At 35.0% G+C, this 17,812-nt stretch carries 21 protein-coding genes; 9 read left to right on the forward strand and 12 right to left on the reverse strand.

Translation table 11 applies throughout. The annotated features are described in order from the left end of the window. The first annotated feature begins 352 nt into the window (after positions 1-352). Positions 353-952, forward strand: a complete 600-nt coding sequence (locus G551_RS0103740; RefSeq protein WP_051191246.1) for a hypothetical protein — start codon at positions 353-355, stop codon at positions 950-952. A gap of 1 nt (position 953) precedes the next feature. On the opposite strand, the gene G551_RS0103745 is transcribed toward G551_RS0103740, so the two are convergent. The 7 genes from G551_RS0103745 to G551_RS0103775 form a co-directional block, all read right to left on the reverse strand. After that, entirely contained in the window at positions 954-1,466 is a 513-nt protein-coding gene (locus G551_RS0103745; protein WP_027884301.1) for an outer membrane beta-barrel protein, read from the reverse strand. Between the two features lies 1 nt (position 1,467). Continuing rightward, the gene (locus G551_RS0103750; protein WP_027884302.1) at positions 1,468-2,631 is read right to left on the reverse strand and encodes a sigma-54-dependent transcriptional regulator; all 1,164 of its coding nucleotides are present in this window, start codon (positions 2,629-2,631) and stop codon (positions 1,468-1,470) included. Positions 2,632-2,633: 2 nt separating this feature from the next. Further along, on the reverse strand, positions 2,634-3,533 hold the full coding sequence (locus G551_RS0103755) for a DUF6268 family outer membrane beta-barrel protein (protein WP_027884303.1): 900 nt from the start codon (positions 3,531-3,533) through the stop codon (positions 2,634-2,636). Positions 3,534-3,640: 107 nt separating this feature from the next. Further along, positions 3,641-4,939: an ABC transporter permease gene (locus G551_RS0103760; RefSeq protein WP_027884304.1), complete on the reverse strand. Its 1,299-nt coding sequence runs from the start codon at positions 4,937-4,939 to the stop codon at positions 3,641-3,643. Further along, positions 4,932-5,861 carry an ABC transporter ATP-binding protein gene (locus G551_RS0103765; protein WP_027884305.1) on the reverse strand — a complete coding sequence of 310 codons (930 nt, stop codon included), beginning with the start codon at positions 5,859-5,861 and terminating at the stop codon, positions 4,932-4,934. The genes G551_RS0103760 and G551_RS0103765 overlap by 8 nt, the downstream gene beginning before the upstream one ends. A gap of 189 nt (positions 5,862-6,050) precedes the next feature. Further along, positions 6,051-7,181 (reverse strand): molecular chaperone DnaJ, encoded by a 1,131-nt coding sequence (dnaJ, locus tag G551_RS0103770; protein WP_027884306.1) that lies wholly within the window; start codon positions 7,179-7,181, stop codon positions 6,051-6,053. Positions 7,182-7,213: 32 nt separating this feature from the next. Next, positions 7,214-7,798 carry a nucleotide exchange factor GrpE gene (locus G551_RS0103775; protein WP_027884307.1) on the reverse strand — a complete coding sequence of 195 codons (585 nt, stop codon included), beginning with the start codon at positions 7,796-7,798 and terminating at the stop codon, positions 7,214-7,216. Between the two features lie 160 nt (positions 7,799-7,958). Here G551_RS0103775 and G551_RS0103780 point away from each other — a divergent pair, with 160 nt between their 5' ends. Beyond that, positions 7,959-8,636, forward strand: a complete 678-nt coding sequence (locus G551_RS0103780) for a YceI family protein (protein ID WP_027884308.1) — start codon at positions 7,959-7,961, stop codon at positions 8,634-8,636. A gap of 54 nt (positions 8,637-8,690) precedes the next feature. On the opposite strand, the gene G551_RS0103785 is transcribed toward G551_RS0103780, so the two are convergent. From G551_RS0103785 to G551_RS0103800, 4 genes are all read right to left on the reverse strand, one after another. After that, complete coding sequence (locus tag G551_RS0103785; RefSeq protein ID WP_027884309.1) at positions 8,691-9,593, reverse strand: TIGR01777 family oxidoreductase; 903 nt, start codon at positions 9,591-9,593, stop codon at positions 8,691-8,693. A 112-nt stretch (positions 9,594-9,705) separates the two neighbouring features. Beyond that, positions 9,706-10,386, reverse strand: coding sequence for a tRNA (5-methylaminomethyl-2-thiouridine)(34)-methyltransferase MnmD (gene mnmD, locus G551_RS0103790; protein ID WP_027884310.1), 681 nt, complete (start codon positions 10,384-10,386; stop codon positions 9,706-9,708). Between the two features lie 2 nt (positions 10,387-10,388). Beyond that, on the reverse strand, positions 10,389-10,841 hold the full coding sequence (locus G551_RS0103795) for a hypothetical protein (RefSeq protein WP_051191249.1): 453 nt from the start codon (positions 10,839-10,841) through the stop codon (positions 10,389-10,391). Next, positions 10,841-11,374 (reverse strand): DUF4920 domain-containing protein, encoded by a 534-nt coding sequence (locus G551_RS0103800; RefSeq protein ID WP_027884312.1) that lies wholly within the window; start codon positions 11,372-11,374, stop codon positions 10,841-10,843. The genes G551_RS0103795 and G551_RS0103800 overlap by 1 nt, the downstream gene beginning before the upstream one ends. Before the next feature lie 110 nt (positions 11,375-11,484). Between G551_RS0103800 and G551_RS0103805 the strand changes: the two genes are divergently transcribed. Both G551_RS0103805 and G551_RS0103810 read left to right on the forward strand, forming a co-directional pair. Next, positions 11,485-12,552, forward strand: a complete 1,068-nt coding sequence (locus tag G551_RS0103805; protein WP_027884313.1) for a branched-chain amino acid aminotransferase — start codon at positions 11,485-11,487, stop codon at positions 12,550-12,552. A 340-nt stretch (positions 12,553-12,892) separates the two neighbouring features. Continuing rightward, complete coding sequence (locus tag G551_RS0103810) at positions 12,893-14,596, forward strand: BamA/TamA family outer membrane protein (RefSeq protein ID WP_156876753.1); 1,704 nt, start codon at positions 12,893-12,895, stop codon at positions 14,594-14,596. A 185-nt stretch (positions 14,597-14,781) separates the two neighbouring features. Here the strand turns inward: G551_RS0103810 and G551_RS0103815 are convergent, their stop codons facing one another. Then, on the reverse strand, positions 14,782-15,168 hold the full coding sequence (locus G551_RS0103815) for a pyrophosphohydrolase domain-containing protein (RefSeq protein ID WP_027884315.1): 387 nt from the start codon (positions 15,166-15,168) through the stop codon (positions 14,782-14,784). Between the two features lie 34 nt (positions 15,169-15,202). Between G551_RS0103815 and G551_RS0103820 the strand changes: the two genes are divergently transcribed. The 5 genes from G551_RS0103820 (at position 15,203) to G551_RS0103840 (ending at position 17,795) form a co-directional block, all read left to right on the forward strand. After that, positions 15,203-15,388 (forward strand): hypothetical protein, encoded by a 186-nt coding sequence (locus G551_RS0103820; RefSeq protein ID WP_027884316.1) that lies wholly within the window; start codon positions 15,203-15,205, stop codon positions 15,386-15,388. Between the two features lie 67 nt (positions 15,389-15,455). Continuing rightward, complete coding sequence (locus G551_RS0103825) at positions 15,456-16,202, forward strand: cyclase family protein (protein ID WP_027884317.1); 747 nt, start codon at positions 15,456-15,458, stop codon at positions 16,200-16,202. Positions 16,203-16,390: 188 nt separating this feature from the next. After that, positions 16,391-16,741 carry a DUF4260 domain-containing protein gene (locus tag G551_RS0103830; protein WP_027884318.1) on the forward strand — a complete coding sequence of 117 codons (351 nt, stop codon included), beginning with the start codon at positions 16,391-16,393 and terminating at the stop codon, positions 16,739-16,741. A 33-nt stretch (positions 16,742-16,774) separates the two neighbouring features. Beyond that, positions 16,775-17,416: a DUF4230 domain-containing protein gene (locus tag G551_RS0103835; protein ID WP_027884319.1), complete on the forward strand. Its 642-nt coding sequence runs from the start codon at positions 16,775-16,777 to the stop codon at positions 17,414-17,416. 1 nt (position 17,417) lies between these two features. Further along, entirely contained in the window at positions 17,418-17,795 is a 378-nt protein-coding gene (locus G551_RS0103840; RefSeq protein ID WP_027884320.1) for an MmcQ/YjbR family DNA-binding protein, read from the forward strand. The last annotated feature ends 17 nt before the right edge of the window (positions 17,796-17,812 follow it).

A 17,812-nucleotide genomic window follows, 5' to 3' on the forward strand; every position in this document is an offset into this window, starting at 1 on the left:
TGACTTCGTAAAATATTTTTTTTTAATGTGAAATACCTACAAGGTTTACCAAACCTTGCAGGAATAATCTTCTCATTAGAATTTTACTAAATTTATAATTTTGAATCTCATCTTGAAAAGTTTTTTCTTATCTGGATGCGATTCAGGATCAAGCACGGAATAACGCTAAGCTTTCTTTTAAAATTTGATGAAGAATTTGGGTTAGGGATTGTAGCGGCATCCTTTTTTTGCTTTGATAAGTGGCAAAAAAAGATATAGCGTAAAGCCCGACCAACATCAGTTGGGAACCCCCTGAAAAAAGACGAAAAAATCGTTGTTAATGTTTATATTTGTAGCCTAAAATATTTTCAGGTTGGATAAAGAAGTGATTATAGACAGGGTTGCCGAAATTTTGAAAGAAACACCGGCATCGATGCAGATTGTAAAAAAAGGTGGAGATCGTGATGCGCGTTTTAAATATTTAGCGCGACATATGGTTGAAAAAGCAATTGCTAAAGATGCATTGATCCTTTCTTCTAACGAAATGGGAATTGCGATCGTGTTGCGTAACAGCACGAGCAAAACCGGCTTTTTTAAAGAAACGATTGAAAATATAAAATTGGTTTTAAATGTAACGGGCTTTAAAAATGTTTCGACCATTTTAAAGAACCAGAAGTACATTAAAAATCAGCGTCCTGCGAACGAAGACTACTTATATTGCTGGTTTTGGGGAATTTCTAAAGATGCGCGTGGTGCCGACACTCAGGTTGGTAAAGAGATGAAAGATGAATTTTTACGTCGCGCTCATTTATACAATTTACCGCTTTATGCTGAAACACAAACCCGAAGAAACACGATCGTTTATCAAAAATTTGGATTCGATTTATTTCATACTTGGGAGCGTGAAGATGGTAAAACGATGTATTTTATGAAATACGATCCTACCAAACACGAAGATAAATACACGAAATAATTTATTCTGAAAGTCGGTAAATAAATCCGAAGGTAAATGTATCGTAACGTTTGCCGAAACTGCGAATATTATATTCTGCAAATAAATGTAGGTGCTCACCCAGCGGCAAAATTCCCATCAACTTTAAATTGGCGGCGTGGTTAATGTTTCCGGTTGTGAAGAATAATTCTGTGGTATCGGGGTTTCGCTCATCGATAGGAAAATTATTGGCCACATAACCTAAACCTGCATAAATATTAGCAGTAGAAACTTGAAAGATCTGGTAATTGGCTCCCAGACCAAATGCGTGGTAAGTCTCGGTATTTTGGGCAATAACATCTCTTCTAAAAAATAAGTTGTACTCTCCGTAGAGATTCCACTTTTCATTTAAATGATATTGAGATTTTAGATGAATACCCCATTCGTCTTGTAAACCGGTGCTTATGTTGGCGCCCAAACCAAAATCGATGGCTTGTTGCGAAAAAGCAGAAAAGCCTCCGATAAAGAGGCTTAGTATGATTAGAGAATTTTTCAATCTATTTACTGGCAAAAAGTTCGACATCTTTTTTATCGATTTTAGTTCCGCCTAAGATAATTAAACGTTCGATAACATTTCGCAATTCCCGAATATTTCCCGTCCAATCGTATTCTTGCAAAAGCTGAAGCGCTTCTTTACTGAATTCTTTTTGCTGCGTGCCTTGTTCTTCTGCTACTTTTTTAGTGAAATGATCGACCAATAACGGAATATCGTCTCGGCGATCGTTAAGCTTTGGTACTCGAATTAAAATAACCGCTAAACGATGGTATAGGTCTTCTCGAAATTTTTTGTCTTCAATTTCTTTTTTCAGGTTCTTATTGGTCGCCGCTACCACACGTACATTTACTTTTATGTCTTTATCGCTCCCTACACGCTGAATTTTATTTTCTTGCAACGCTCGTAAAACTTTGGCTTGTGCCGGCAGACTCATATCGCCAATTTCATCTAGAAAAATAGTTCCGCCGTTTGCAGCTTCAAATTTACCGGCGCGATCTTTATTGGCAGAAGTAAAAGCTCCTTTTACGTGACCAAATAATTCACTTTCTATTAATTCTGAAGGGATCGCGGCGCAATTCACCTCGATCATCGGGCCTTTAGAACGTTCACTCTTTTGATGCAACCAATGTGCAACCAATTCTTTACCGGTACCGTTTTCTCCGGTAATAAGCACACGCGCTTCGGTTGGTGCTACTTTCTCGATCATTTCTTTGATCTGGTTGATTTCGCTAGATTCACCAATCATTTGATATTGCTTGCTTACCTTTTTCTTTAATCGCTTATTTTCGGTTACCAATTCTTTACGGTCTAAAGCTATTCTCACCGTATTTAATAATCGGTTTAAATCTGGCGGTTTAGAAATGTAATCGAAAGCGCCAAGCTTCATCGTATCGACAGCTGTTTCTAGATCGCCGTGACCGGAAATCATCACAAAAGGTGTTTCCGGTTTTATTTTTTTAGTAGCTTCTAAAACTTCAATGCCATCCATTTTTGGCATTTTGATATCGCAAAGCACTAAATCGTAATCTTCTTCTTTTATTTTTTCCATCGCAGCTAAACCATCTTCGGCTTCTTCTACGAGGTAATCTTTACTTTCTTCGGTAAGTATTTTTTTTAGCACCCTTCTAATGGCTGCTTCATCTTCAATAACCAGTATTTTAGACATAATTATATTTTAAATTTGAGTCCGCTACGAATGTAAAATGTATTATCATTTTCGATTACAAACACATCGTCTCGATCGTTATTTCTTATTCTATATTCATTATAAACCGTATGACCAGCGTAGCAGTAATATAATAAATGATCGGTAAAGTAATGCTCAAAACCAATCCCTAAAGTAACATTGGTCATCGAAATATTTTCACCTATTCTAGATGAACCCGCAACTTGCACATTGTTCTGAATATTAGCGAAAAAATTATCTAAAGTAGCAAATGCCTGTAAATGATTTTTATCGTTGAAGCTATAACGAATTAATGATTTTGGCACTCCGGCTGTATACGACCAGGTTTTATTGATTTCTCTGTAGTAATTTACTAAAGGGATAGGATAATTTCTTCCGGGCGTTGTGCTATAGATAAGACCTAAAATCCAACGATAGGGTTTGCCTACTACTACTTCTCCTTCTTTACGTTCTTTCACGTCGTTTATCGCATAGATTGCTCCCTGATAAATAAAGTCGTCATTAACCAAAGATGTTTCAAAATTAGAGGCAATTCTTAAGCCTACTTTACCTGCTATTCTCCAATTAGAATTTTTAATTTTTCTTATATAGCCAACACTTCCTTCAAAACGTTGGGTATTTCCGATACGTTGAGGATCAAAAGGTAATTCTCCTTCAAAATCTAAATCGAGGTAACGATATTCAAGACCGATTACTAAATAATCTTTTTTTATAGGAATTGGAGCTTGAATTAATGCACGGAATCTGTTTAAAGACTGGTTTCCGTTTGAAAAAGGAATTCTTAAATACTCAATTCTCGCTAGATCTGTAGTTTGAGATTGTACAGAAAATGATATTAAACAAATGCTAAGTATGAAAAATATCTTTTTATAATTGGTCATAGAGTTAGTTTAGTTATGCTTAAATAAACACAATGAGCCAATTTAATAGAATAGTGTTAAAAGATAATTGTTCTTAACTTTATTTTGGGGAATTCTTAAAAAACTCCTTAATATTTTAACCAGCGATATAACTCTTTATAACTCGGTTTTTTACCATACATTAATATACCAACTCGATAAATTTTAGCTGCGATCCAAACTAAAGCGAAAATAGACAAGACTAAAATGAGTATTGAAAGTAAAATTTCCCACCATGCGACACCAAAAGGAATACGCATTAACATTACCACCGGAGAGGTTAAAGGTATGTATGAAAAAATGGTACTCACCATCCCGTGAGGATTATCGATCACAGAAAAGAAACCTACATAAATCCCTAGCATAAGTGGGATAATGATAGGAAACATAAACTGTTGCGTATCGGTTTCACTATCGACAGCTGCGCCAATAGCAGCGTAAACCGAACTGTATAAAAAGTAACCGCCAATAAAATAAATTAAAAAGCAACCGATGATTTTTGCTAATGGAAGATGAACAATATCGGTTAATAATTTTCTGATTTCATCTTGAGAACCTGCATCTAATTGCGTGGCAGGAACGGGAGTTGAGCTTGAAATATCGACGCCAAAAATACCGGTGACCACAAAAAGAAGTATGCTTCCAAAGACAATCCAAATGGCGAATTGAGTTATTCCTGCGAAACTTGTCCCGAGAATTTTACCGATCATTAATTGGATAGGTTTAACCGAAGAAATAATGATCTCGATAATGCGGTTGGTTTTTTCTTCAATTACACTGCGCATCACCATATTCCCATAAATAATAATGAACATCATTAACAAGTAACCGGCGGCTCCCCCAAAAAACATTTTTACGTAATTGGAAAGTTTTGAGGTTTCTTCACCTGAAAAATTTTCGATCTGAAGGTTTACTTCTGTTTTTGCTTGATTAATTGCATTTAGATCTACGCCGCGTCGTTGCAACTCTTTTTCAGTTAAAACGGAAGAGATTTTATTTTCAATTTGATTAATAAAAGAAATACCCGGCGCTTTATTGGCAAAAAATTCAGTATGCTTTGCTAAGTATTGATTATCGGTAGAATTGGGGAAAAACAACAATCCGTAATAATCTTTTTTATCTACCGAATCGATCGCAGCTTCTAATGGCATATCTGAAAAATCGAAATAGCTAATATCTTCATCTGAAGAAAATTCTGAAAAGAAAGTTTCACTTTCATCATAAATAGCCACAATTTTATTTTCATCACTGTTCAAACTACTTAGATAAGCAATTAAAACAACCATCCCAACCATAATAATCGGACTCAAAAACGTCATGATCATAAACGTTTTATTACGAACACGAGCCAAATATTCTCTTATAATAATGAGCTTTAAATTACGCATGCGACTGAATGGTTTTAATAAAAATATCGTTTACTGAAGGAACAACTTCTACAAAATGATTAATACGACCGTGATTCATTAAAAAAGCCAATAGATCGTTTTGCGAATATTGTTCTGCGATTTGTATGTTTACTTGTAAGTCTTGATGAATGCTATGAAAAAATGTAGGCTCTATGTTGAATTTTTCTTTTGCCTGTTGAAGAAAATACTCTTCATTTTCAACCTCTACCCCTACTTGATAGGTATTCGATTTAAATTTCTTTTTGATGGAAGAAACCTTCCCATCTAATAATTTATTCGATTTATGAATAAGTGCCATATAATCGCAAAGCTCTTCAACACTTTCCATCCGGTGGGTTGAAAATAAGATCGTCGCACCATCTTCACGCAATTTTAAAATTTCATCACGAATTAAATTAGCATTTACAGGATCGAAACCACTAAAAGGTTCATCAAAAATCAGCAGTTTGGGTTGATGTAAAACCGTAACGATAAACTGAATTTTTTGAGCCATTCCTTTAGAAAGCTCTTGTATTTTTTTATTCCACCAGTCGCCAATTTCTAAACGCTCAAACCAATATTTTAAACGTTTTGTAGCTTCTTTTTTAGATAAGCCTTTAAGTTGCGCTAAATACAAAACCTGCTCTCCAACCTTCATACTTTTATACAAACCTCGCTCTTCCGGTAAATACCCAATATACTGAATATGTTCTGGTTGAAGCGGTTCTCCATCTAATAGTATTTTACCTTCATCGGGCATCGTAATTTGATTCACAATTCGAATAAAGGTCGTTTTTCCTGCTCCGTTAGGACCAAGAATACCAAAAATACTTTGTTTGGGAACTTCTATAGAAAGTTGATTTAAGGCTCTAAAATCTCCGTAATTTTTAGAAACTTTATCTGCGACTAAGAGGTTTTGCATATGCATCAATTATTCAGCAAAAATAGATAAATCTAAATCAATTTATTTTTACAAACTGGCTTAAAAATAAAACCCATCCTTAAATTGATAGACTTAAGGATGGGAAAAAAATTGCTATGAAAAAGAAAAATATCACTATAACTAAATAGTGATATTCAAATATATATAAAATTTTGTTAATAAACCGATTTATGAAAACATATCTTTAACTTTTTCAAAAAATGATTTATCACTCTTTTCAGGGTTTGGCTCAAAATTCTCGTCACCTTGCATCTTTTCAAAGAAGTCTTTTTGTTCTTTAGAAAGTGTTTTTGGCGTCCAAACATTTACGTGTACCAATAAATCTCCTTTACCGTAACCATTAATACTTGGGATACCTTTACCTCGCAGTCTTAAGATTTTTCCGCTTTGTACTCCGGCTTCAATTTTAATTCGAACCTTACCACTAACAGTTTGTATTTCTTTAGACGCACCTAAAGCAGCTTCTGGATAACTTATGTAAAGATCGTAATGCAAGTTATCACCTTCACGCTGTAAACTTTCGTGCTCTTTTTCTTCAATAGCGACAAGTAAATCTCCTGCAATTCCGTTACCCGGAGCTTCATTACCTTTACCCCCTACTTTAAGCTGCATACCTTCTACAACTCCAGGCGGTATTTTAATAGATACGGTTTCTTCTTGTACTTTTAAACCTTGCGCATCGGCATCGGATGGTTTTTGGTCGATCATTTGACCGCTACCTCCACAAACATTACAAGGTGAAGCTGTTTGCATTCTACCTAAAATGGTATTGGTAACGCGTGTTACTTGACCGGTACCGTTACAAGTTGAACAGGTTTTATAAGTAGTACCTGCAGCTTGAACTTTTCGTTTAACTTTTACCTTCTTCTCTACTCCGTTAGCAATCTCTTCTAAAGAAAGTTTTACACGAATACGTAGGTTACTCCCTTTTGCTCTTCGTTGACCACCGCCACCAAAGCCGCCAAAACCAGAGAAACCACCTCCGCCACCGCCAAAAGCGCTACCGAAAATATCACCAAATTGACTGAAGATATCGTCCATATTCATACCTCCGCCGCCACCGAAGCCACCAGAACCATCAAAGGCTGCGTGACCCATTTGGTCGTAACGTGCTCTTTTGTCAGGATCGCTTAACACCTCATAGGCTTCTGCAGATTTTTTAAACATATCTTCTGCTTTGGTATCATCCGGATTTTTATCGGGATGGTACTTAATAGCCATTTTACGATATGCTTTCTTTATTTCTGCAGCACTAGCATTTTTGCTAACACCTAATATGTCATAATAATCTTCTTTCATCAATATAAATTTCTAAAATTTTTAAAATCGGCTTACTTACCAGTAACTACTTTAGGATATCTTATAATCTTTTCTCCTAAGGTATAGCCTTTTTCTACTACATCTACGATTTTACCTTTCAGCTTTTTCTCTGGCGCAGGAATTTGAGTAATCGCCTCGTGCAAATCTGCATCAAATTTGTCACCTGCTTTTACAGCCATTGGCTCTAAACCTTTGTTTTTAAGAGTTTCTCTTAATTTGTTACTGATTAATTCTACTCCTTTAAAAAGGTTTTCATCGTCAGATTTTTCAATCTCCTTTAAAGCTCGATCAAAATCATCTAAAACCGGAAGCATAGAAACCATAACGTCTTGCCCGGCAGTTTTAAACAATTCTACACGTTCTTTGCTGGTTCTTCTTTTATAGTTTTCAAATTCTGCAAAAAGACGCAAAAACTTATCTTTCTCTTTTTCAACCTCTTGCTTTAGCTTATCGGTTTCAGAAAGTTCTTCTTTTTCTTCTTTAGCATCTTTTGTATCGTTTTCACCTTCAACCTCATCAATCGCTTGATCGATGGTTTCTTCTAGGTTTTCTTTTAACGATTCTTCTTCTTTATTTAGCTCTTTATCTTTACTCATTGTTTTATTCACTTTATAATAATCTTCTTTTGACAAATGTATTGCCAATTCTAAAAAAATGTCAAAATGTCATTCTTATAATTTAAGAATTATTTAAGAATTAAAGTTTTACCAAGACTTATTTTTGTGTGTAATTCAATTAAACCAAATTATCATAACAATGAAAAAAGTATTTTTAAACATGTTCGTGGTTGCAGCATTAGGTATGTCTGTAATTTCTTGTAAGAATGAAGCTAAAAATGAAACTGAAGCAAAAGAAGCTGAAGAAGTAGTTGAAGCTACTGAAGAAGCTGCTGTGTATAGCATTTCTGCAGATGAGTCTGTAATTAATTGGGCAGGAACAAAACCAGTTGGTGGTGGTCACGAAGGAACTATCGCTGTTGAAAGCGGAGAGTTTAGCGTAGCCGGAGAACAAATCGAAAGTGGTAAAGTAACGATCGATATGAAATCTATTAAAGCTACCGACCTAGAAGGTGACCAAAAATCTAACCTTGAAGCTCACTTAATGGGAACTGTAGAAGGTAAAGAAGGAGATTTCTTTAACGTACAAGAATATCCGAAAGCTACTTTTGAAGTAACCGGTGTTGAAGAAAAAGACGGTAAAACATGGTTAAAAGGAAACTTAACTTTAAAAGGAAATACTAAAAACGTAAACATTCCTGTAACTACTTCTATGGAAGAAGACAGATTAGTTGTGACTAGTGAAGAATTCACTATCGACAGAACTGATTGGGATGTAAACTACGGATCTAAATCTGTTTTTGATAGCCTTGTAGGAGATAACGTAATTAGTGACGATATTCAATTAGAGATTAAAGTTGTTGCTAACAAAGCATAATTATAAAATTAAAGCTTACAAAAAAGCCGCTATTAAAATTGATAGCGGCTTTTTTTATATTAAATCTTCTAAAGCAGGACCTATATAATTATAATAATAAATAAAACCTAAAGCATCTAATTTTCCATTACTCACTAGTTGACTAGAAAGCACTAAAGTTGACCGTTCACCTAAAATTAACTTCAACATAAACTTTGGTACTCTAGGCAATAGTATAGGTCTATTTAATTTTTTAGCAATTGCATACGTAAGACGTTTATTACTTACCGGGTTGGGCGCTACTCCATTATAAACCCCATCTAAATTTTTCTCAATAGCAAATAAAAATATCCTTGCCAGATCTTCAATATGAATCCACGATTGCCATTGCTTCCCGCTGCCTAAAGGTGAACCTACATAATTATTCACAACTTTTTTGATGGGAGTTAATGCGCCACCTTTATCTGATAACACCAAACCAATTCTAATTTTACAAACCTCAAGACCGGCATTTGCAAATTGATCTACGGCAGCTTCCCATTTTACAACAACATCGCCTAAAAAGTTATCGGCCTTGCCGGGAAAATCTTCGTGATATAAAGTGGTTAATGAATCTGGGTAAACCCCAATTGCACTTGCTGAAACGATTTGTGTAATATCGTTCTCGTTTTCTTGCAAGGTTTTTAAAAGCAAATTAGCAGAATCTAACCTACTATTTAAAATTGCTTTTTTATTGGAAGATGTCCAAGGTTTAGAAACACTTGCGCCGACTAAGTTTATAATTTTACTAACGCCATTCAAACAATTTTTATCAATTTCACCTGTTTTAGGATTCCAATAAAAACCTTGGTAATTAGGCTTATTTTCAATCTTCTCTTTTGAAGTCGTTAAGTAATTTACCGCTATATTTTCTTTTTCGCAAAGTTTCACAATCTCAGAACCAACCAAGCCTGTCGCTCCTGTAATTAAAACTTTCATTTCTTTTTTTTTAGTTGAAAATAGAAAGAATGTTTAGTTCTGAAATACTAATTAGTACAGGTTTAACACCAAAGAAGTAAATAAATTTCGGCTTTACCTTTTATCGAAGAAATCACACTTTCACAGCACGGAGCATTTCTCGTTTTCCCGGTGGTCCCGGCAAACGTTCAACTTCAAAACCGCAAGCTTGCATTGCTCTTCTTGCGCTCCCTTTAGCTGAATAAGTGACCAGAACACCATTTTGTTTGAGCGCTTTATACATAATTTCAAAAATAGGTTGCTCCCAAAGTTCAGGTTGTACGCGCGCACCAAAAGCATCAAAATAAATAAGATTGAACGTATTTTCGTCTTCTATTTCTTTAAAAAACTTCTGCTCTTTAGTAAGCTGAAAATAATCGGTAATCTTTACTGAAGTTTCCCAAGTTGCTTGATGAATAGCAGAAAAAACTTCTGCAGCCTTTTTCTTTTCTTCTTTAAATTGAATAGAATAATTGAGTTTTTCAATCTCATTCATTTCAACAGGATAAGCTTCAACTCCTTTATAATGAATAGAAACTTCATGTTTTTCAGCTTCTATTGAAGTGATCAAAGCATTTAAGCCCGTACCAAAACCAATTTCTAAAATATGAATTGGTTGTGTCGCATTTTTTTCAAGTAAAAAAGCTAATCCCATTTTTATAAACACGTGATAAGCTTCTTGCATCGCGCCGTGTTTAGAATGATATTGCTCGTTCAACTCCGGAAGATGAATAGTGGTTGAACCGTCTCCTGTGGTGATTATTTCTCGTTTCAAAATTACTTGATCAAGAGTTTTTTTATTCTTGGGATGGGTCCGGTACATTTTAATTGATGGCAAGAAATACAAAGTTGCACCGCTTGGTTATAATTAGCTTTTGCATTAGCCGGATCGCTCACGATTTTTTCTTCGTACTCGACAAAAACCTTCGTCATATTTTTAAAACGCTCATCGTAATCTGAGCTGTCGGTCATCGTTGCCGTATGCAGATTTAGCAAGTCGTAACTCAAACTGTCTGGCGTTTCGCCGTTTAAAATTTGTTCTTTTAAAACTTGATGTTCGGCATACATTTCTTCCATAAAAGAAGCCATTTCAGACATTTGATATAGCTGAAATGGCTCATTTACTTCTTCTTTATTATTTGCGACTGTATCTTCTGCTTTATTTTCTTCTGCCTGTTTACAGCTTACTAAAGCGACTATCGCAATACTATATAAAAAGAATTTTTGCATTATTTTTCTTCTGGTTCTTCCATTAAAACTCCGGTAGCCATAAAAGCATATTCTTTTTCAGGCTCGGTGATGGCAGCGATTTCTTCTTCAGATTTACCGGCATCTTGCGCATAATGTTGTAATTCTTCCACAGAAGTTTCGGTTACATAAGCTTTTCCTTCAACAATGGTTGCTCTATTTTCTGCATTTAAAGGCACAAAAAAGCTATAATCTTGAAACTTTACGAAAGAAGTTAACGAATCGTCTAACTTCAACGTCATCCAGCATCCTTTTTTCTTACAAACTTTATCGACGGTCGATTTAAATTTCACGTTTAACGTGTCTCCTACTTGCATGGCTTCAAACTTTTCTTTCATTTCTGAAGCACTGATCACGTTCTCTTCATTTATTTTTTCACCAAAACTTGCAAAATTACTTTCTGTCGTAATTGCCATATCCTTAGTTTCTTGTGGCTTTTCTTGAGATGATGATTCAGAATTGTCTTTACAACTCACTAAAGCTAAAATTGAAAGGGCAAAAATTATTTTTTTCATAATTTAAATAGGATTTAACTGAATATAATTTAATACAAATTTAAGAATATTAGAAGTTTTTCAAGTATTTTTAATTTAATACTTTTGTAAAAATTTAAAAACACACAACAATGGAAACTCAAAGTACCACTTTAAATATCACAAAAACTTCTTCTTCGAGAATTAACGAGGTAGATTTTGACAATTTAGCATTTGGAAAGCATTGCTCAGACCATATGATGATTTGTGATTATAAAGATGGGAAGTGGCAAACTCCACAGGTTTTACCTTACGGCCCAATTCCTATGGAACCTTCTGCAAAAGTTTTTCATTACGGTCAGGCGGTTTTTGAAGGAATGAAAGCCTTTAAAGACGACAACGATAAAATTTGGTTATTTAGACCAGAAGACAATTTTAACCGTATCAATATTTCTGCAGAAAGATTAGCTATGCCGGCTTTTCCTAAAGAATACTTTTTTGAAGCTTTAGAAACGATTTTAAAATTAGATAAAGACTGGATCAAGAAAGGACGCGGAAATTCATTATACATTCGACCATTCGTGATCGGGACAGAAAATGGTGTTTCTGCATCACCTTCAGATGAATATCGTTTTATCATTATTTGCTGCCCGGCAAAAGCTTACTATTCTAACCCTGTAAAAGTAACGATCGCTCAAAAATACAGTCGTTCTGCCGATGGTGGTGTTGGTTTTGCAAAAGCTGCCGGTAATTATGCTGCACAGTTTTACCCAACCAATTTAGCAAAAGAAAAAGGGTACCAACAAGTGATCTGGACAGATGCAAACACGCACGAATATTTAGAAGAATGTGGTACAATGAACGTTTTCTTTAGAGTAGGCGATAAATTAATTACTGCTCCTACTAACGATCGTATTTTAGATGGAATTACACGTAAATGTATTATTGCGTTAGCTGAAGATGATGGCGTAACTGTTGAAGTAAGACGTGTTCCCGTTAAAGAAATTGTTGGAGCCGCCAACAACGGAGAATTAAAAGAAATTTTTGGTGCAGGAACGGCTGCGACAATCGTACCTTTCTTAGGTTTTGATTTTAATGAAAAATATTATGAATTACCGGAAGTTGAAAATTCTTACGGAGCGAGATTCAAACAAAAACTACAAGATATTCAGTATAATCAAGCTGAAGATAAATTTGGATGGAGACACGAAGTAAAATAAACTTCTTTCTCTTTTAAAATCACAAAAGCGTTACCAATTTGGTAGCGCTTTTTTTATTCAGTAACTTTTCAAAATGTGAAATACCGTTTATTGAAAAGCGTTAACAAATCTTAATCTTAAATACCGATTAAGAAAAAATATCTATGTTTGCTGCATTCACTTAGAAGGTTTTGAATTGAGGTATATTGTTCTCTTATGTTGTTTGTTCTGCTTGCCCCTTTTTGCTCAAAAAAAGGATACCTTATCTACGATAGATAAGCGCGATTCAATTCAACTAAAAAAGAGTGAACAGTTTTATAAAAACCTACAAGAAAAATCGAAAGGCAGTAAATTCACAAAAATGCTGCACGGTTTAATGTTTGAACCGGTAAACCCTTCTGATGAAAAAAAATCACAACGACAAATTGAAAGTCTTTTAGATCGTAATTTTGCCGAGCACCAAGGGAAGATCATTAGAAAAATTAGAATTACCACCTACGATCCTTTTGGTTATAGTGAAAAAGATACCACCGTAAAACCTTCTCGAAGAATCGATAATTTAGGGAACGCCTTACACGCTAAAACCAAACCTTTTACGATAAGAGGATTAATTTTATTAGAAGAAAACACTCCGCTCGATTCGTTGATCGTACTCGAATCTGAACGTTTATTACGTCGAAGAAATTTTGTAAGAAGAACTTTAATTAGACCTGAAGAAATTTCAAAAACCTCAGATTCTATCGATTTACATATTTATGTTTTAGATAGCTGGAGTTTGGGAGTAGATGGAGATATTTCTGCGAACGACGGAGAAATTAGGCTGACTGAATATAATTTTTTCGGATTAGGGCATCAATACATTGCCGGTTATAAACAAGATTTTGAAAATACAGATCGCCAAGGCTTTACTTTAGGTTACCGGGCTCAAAACCTCTACAATTCTTATATTAATGCTGAAATTTACCGCGATGTAAACATTGATCAGTCTTATCGAAATTTAGCTCGAATTAACCGAACTTTCTATTCGCCATACACTCGATGGGCAGGAGAAGTAAGTGCAGAACGAAGGCAGTATTACGAAAATTTTTACGATCAAAATTTAGATAGTATCCTTCGAAAACCGCTAAAAACAAACACCTTTAATGTTTGGGGTGGTTACGCCATCCCCATCCAAAAAAAAACAGAAAAAGGAGATTTACCTACGAACTTAATTATTGCCGCAAGGTTTGCACAACGAGAGTTTTTAGAAAAACCCGATGAAAAAGTAGACTCGGTAGCCTTCTTTTCTAATCAAAACATAAAACTTGGTTCTATTGGTATTCGGCAGGTTAATTATGTTCGGGATCGTTATATTTTTAGAAATGGAGATATTGAAGATATTGGCGTTGGTCATAGTTACTTCATCCATTCGGGAGTGCAAAACCAAGATGGAAAAAATAATTTTTATTTAGGAGCAGATCTTACGCTTACCAATTATTTTGCCGATTTTGGGTATTTGGCAGCCAACTTACAATACGGTTCTTATTTTAGAGGTGGTAATGCCAGCCAATCGTTATTTAAAGCGCAAGGAACGTATTTTACTCCTATTTTTCATTTTGGAAATTGGTATTTACGGCAATTTGTAAAAACCAATATGACGGTAGGTATTAATCGAGAAGATATTATTACCGACCGGCTTAATTTAGGCGGTTATTATGGTATTGACGGTTTTAGAAGTGAAGAAGTTTATGGTACCCGAAAGTTTGTGTTTAACTTTCAAACGCAATCGTATGTTCCGTTTAGTTGGCTGGGTTTTCGTATGAGTCCGTTTATTGCTTTCGATATTGGTTTTATTGGTGAAGAACCCGACCCTTTTTTTAAAAATGACGCTTACACAAGATTTGGTTTTGGCTTTCTGATTAGCAACGATTATTTTGTGTTTGAGAATATTCGGCTTTCGTTTTCGCTCTTTCCCAATATGCCAGGACAAGGAGAAAACATCATGCAGTTTAACGGTAATTTTGATAATCTTTTTCGTTTAGATGAATATAATTTCCGCGAGCCGCATATTTTAGAATATCGCTAACTCATTACCTAACTCCTACTACCTAAAACCTAAAAATGTTAGGGATAGTCGTGAAAAGCCCGTAAAGCAAAAAAGCATATAAAAACAAGCCTGCAAAGAGCGACCTCAGAAGCTTTTTGCAGGCTTAGTTTTTTTGATTTTTTACTGCGGACTTGCAACAGATAGCCCGGCCTCAGGCAACACCATTATTTATCTAATATTTGTTGGATATCGGGTTTAAAATAATTAGAACCTTTTAAAACTTTTCCATCTTCGCGATAGATTGGTTTACCATCGGCGCCCAATTTGCTCATATTGCTACGTTGTATTTCTTCAAAAACTTCTTCGATCTTATGTTGCATCCCATGCTCGATAATCGTGCCGCAAAGTATGTAAAGCATATCGCCGAGCGCATCGGCAACTTCAACCATATCGTTATTGTTGGCGGCTTCTAAATATTCTTCGTTTTCTTCTTTCATCAAGTTAAAACGAAGCAGGTTTTTGGCTTCTCCCAAACTAGCGGTTAATTCTTCTTTATAGCTTAAACCAAATGCGGTATGAAATTCTTTTACGGCGTCGATACGTTTCTTCATAAGAATAGATTAATTTTGCCTAAAAATAGAAAAAATGTTTACCGAAGGCCAATGGATGTTCGCTGTTTTTTTTGTGATCGCTTTTGCTATTGTAATGGTAATTAGCTACAGAAAAGACGCAAAACTTCATCGAAAATATTACAAATGGAGTATTTTAATACTAATTGGGTTTTTAGTGTTTATCGCCACCTTATTTGTAATTAAAACATATTTACATTAAGACTACCTTAGTTTTACCTGCTTTTCTGCTGAATTGGTTATATTAGAGCTTGAACAAAAATAGCATAATGATTACCAAAATTAAACTCGAAAACAAAACTATTACGGTAGACTTATCGAAACCGCTCGATCTCTCGATCACTTTAAGCGGAGATGAAAATAACCCGATTGCCTGGTATTTAGAGCAACCAACGATCGAACCGGTACAAGAAGGAAAATGGATCGCTAAGGTTTCTGAAGGCTCATCGGTAAATTTTAATAACCTACAATTTAATCCGCACGCACACGGAACGCACACCGAATGTGTTGGCCATATTTCTGAAGATTTTTACAGCGTAAATAAAGCTTTAAAACAGTTTTTCTTTACCGCAAAAGTGATCTCTTTAGTGCCAGAAAATTATGGCGAAGATGCCGCTATTTCTAAAAAACAATTGCAACATTACCTGACTAAAAATGAAGCGGAAGCTTTGGTGATTAGAACTTTACCCAATACCAAAAAGAAAAGACGACGAAAATACAGCCATACCAATTGGCCTTATCTGTTAGAAGAGGCTGCAACTTATATTCGAGAATGCGGGATTAAACATTTATTGATCGACCTGCCCTCGGTAGATAAAGAAAAAGATGACGGACAGCTACTTGCGCATCGCGCTTTTTGGAATTACCCCGAAAATACTCGAAAAGACGCGACCATTACCGAACTTATTTATGTTTCTAATAAAATTAAAGACGGCGAATATTTACTGAATTTACAAATTGCTTCGATTAAAAACGACGCTTCTCCCAGCAAACCGGTACTTTATAAAATACTTTAAAATTGAAGTTGAAGATTAAGCAGAAGTTGAATTCGAAATTGAAATTGAAGTTGAAAATAAATTCGAAGCCGAAGTTTAAGTTGAAATTGAAGTTGATTCGTCATACTGAACTTGATTCAGGATCTCATCCTAATAGGTTATTCAAATGAAAAAAGTAATTTATTCAACTAAAACTATCAATCGTTCAAATGAAAACATCTTTAAAACTCGAAGAACTTGCGATGCTATTACTTGGCATCTTTCTATTTTCGCAACTAAATTTCTCTTGGTGGTGGTTTATTGGTTTGTTTTTAGCGCCCGATCTTGGGATGTTGGGGTATTTAATCATCACAAAAGTGGGCGCATTTACTTACAATCTATTTCATCATAAATTTGTGGCGATCGCTATTTATTTCTTCGGAATTTTTATAACTTCTGAAATCGTACAAATGATAGGGGTTTTACTTTTTTCTCACGCGAGTTTTGACAGGATTTTTGGCTACAGACTCAAATACGAAAAAGGTTTTAAATTCACACATTTGGGAGAAATAGGGAAATAATCAATAACTTCGAAGCGATTAACTTTTGTTAAGATGGAATTACTGTTTATAGGTTTAGCAGCCGGAGCCATTGCTGCATATTTTGTGTATTCGTTTTTCAACTCTTCAAAACGAAAAGAGAAAGAAGAAAAACAATCGGTCGTGCTCATGGAAAAAATTAGAGCCGTTTGTAAATTTATTACTGTAGAAGGCGATTTTTCTGAAATTTACCATTATCAAAACGTAAAAGATAAATGGGTTAATTTATTTTTAGGAAGCAAAAAAGCACTTATTTTAATTGAAGCCAAAGCGCACGTAGGTTTTGATCTCACCAAAATTAAGATGAATTCTGATGTCGAGAAGAAAACCATTTATTTAAGTAATTTCCCACAGCCGGAATTACTAACCATCGAAACCGATTTTAAATATTACGACAAACGTGAAGGTTGGGCAAACCCGTTTACTTCTTCAGATCTTACCGATATTAATAAAGAGGCCAAACAACATATTGTCGATAAAATACCGAACAGCGGTTTGTTAAAAGAAGCCTCTTCGCAAGCTCTAGAAACCATTCAGCTGATTGAAAAATTGGTAGAAACCATCAATTGGAAATTAGATTATTCAGCGTTAGAAACCGCTTCTACCCAGCAGAAATTAGCTTCTTCGAAAGTAGAACAAGAACTTAAAAACCAATAATTTGGATATTATAGAACTTCGCGAATATTGCTTGAGTTTTAAAGGCGCGACAGAAGATTTTCCTTTCGATGAAGATACTTTGGTGTTTAAAGTGATGGGCAAAATGTTTGCGCTCGTTGGTTTAGAAAAATGGGAAATGGGTAATCCCGCGATCAATTTAAAATGCGATCCCGAGAAAGCGATCGAGCTGCGCGAAAAATATCCTGAAGAGATTTATGCCGGTTACCATATGAGCAAAAAACATTGGAACACGGTCGTGATCAATGGTTCTCAACTTACCGAAAAACAAATTAAGCATTTTATTAATCACAGTTACGAGTTGGTGGTAAGTAAATTGACTAAAAAACAAAAGCAGGAATTAAAAGAAATGGAGTCATAAATTCTTCGGGAAGTTCT

Origin of the sequence: Mesonia mobilis DSM 19841 (assembly GCF_000423405.1) — a bacterium.
GTDB lineage: Bacteria > Bacteroidota > Bacteroidia > Flavobacteriales > Flavobacteriaceae > Mesonia > Mesonia mobilis.

Bases quoted from the DNA above. Each gene is read 5' to 3' on its own strand.
- G551_RS0103750 (WP_027884302.1), bottom strand. From the start codon at position 2,631: ATGTCTAAAATACTGGTTATTGAAGATGAAGCAGCCATTAGAAGGGTG.
- G551_RS0103830 (WP_027884318.1), top strand. From the start codon at position 16,391: ATGAAAACATCTTTAAAACTCGAAGAACTTGCGATGCTATTACTTGGC.
- G551_RS0103835 (WP_027884319.1), top strand. From the start codon at position 16,775: ATGGAATTACTGTTTATAGGTTTAGCAGCCGGAGCCATTGCTGCATAT.
- dnaJ (WP_027884306.1), bottom strand. From the start codon at position 7,181: ATGAAAGAAGATTATTATGACATATTAGGTGTTAGCAAAAATGCTAGT.
- G551_RS0103755 (WP_027884303.1), bottom strand. From the start codon at position 3,533: ATGACCAATTATAAAAAGATATTTTTCATACTTAGCATTTGTTTAATA.
- G551_RS0103810 (WP_156876753.1), top strand. From the start codon at position 12,893: ATGCTGCACGGTTTAATGTTTGAACCGGTAAACCCTTCTGATGAAAAA.
- G551_RS0103795 (WP_051191249.1), bottom strand. From the start codon at position 10,841: ATGCAAAAATTCTTTTTATATAGTATTGCGATAGTCGCTTTAGTAAGC.
- G551_RS0103800 (WP_027884312.1), bottom strand. From the start codon at position 11,374: ATGAAAAAAATAATTTTTGCCCTTTCAATTTTAGCTTTAGTGAGTTGT.
- G551_RS0103825 (WP_027884317.1), top strand. From the start codon at position 15,456: ATGATTACCAAAATTAAACTCGAAAACAAAACTATTACGGTAGACTTA.
- G551_RS0103820 (WP_027884316.1), top strand. From the start codon at position 15,203: ATGTTTACCGAAGGCCAATGGATGTTCGCTGTTTTTTTTGTGATCGCT.
- G551_RS0103780 (WP_027884308.1), top strand. From the start codon at position 7,959: ATGAAAAAAGTATTTTTAAACATGTTCGTGGTTGCAGCATTAGGTATG.
- G551_RS0103805 (WP_027884313.1), top strand. From the start codon at position 11,485: ATGGAAACTCAAAGTACCACTTTAAATATCACAAAAACTTCTTCTTCG.
- G551_RS0103785 (WP_027884309.1), bottom strand. From the start codon at position 9,593: ATGAAAGTTTTAATTACAGGAGCGACAGGCTTGGTTGGTTCTGAGATT.
- G551_RS0103765 (WP_027884305.1), bottom strand. From the start codon at position 5,861: ATGCAAAACCTCTTAGTCGCAGATAAAGTTTCTAAAAATTACGGAGAT.
- G551_RS0103760 (WP_027884304.1), bottom strand. From the start codon at position 4,939: ATGCGTAATTTAAAGCTCATTATTATAAGAGAATATTTGGCTCGTGTT.
- G551_RS0103775 (WP_027884307.1), bottom strand. From the start codon at position 7,798: ATGAGTAAAGATAAAGAGCTAAATAAAGAAGAAGAATCGTTAAAAGAA.
- G551_RS0103815 (WP_027884315.1), bottom strand. From the start codon at position 15,168: ATGAAGAAACGTATCGACGCCGTAAAAGAATTTCATACCGCATTTGGT.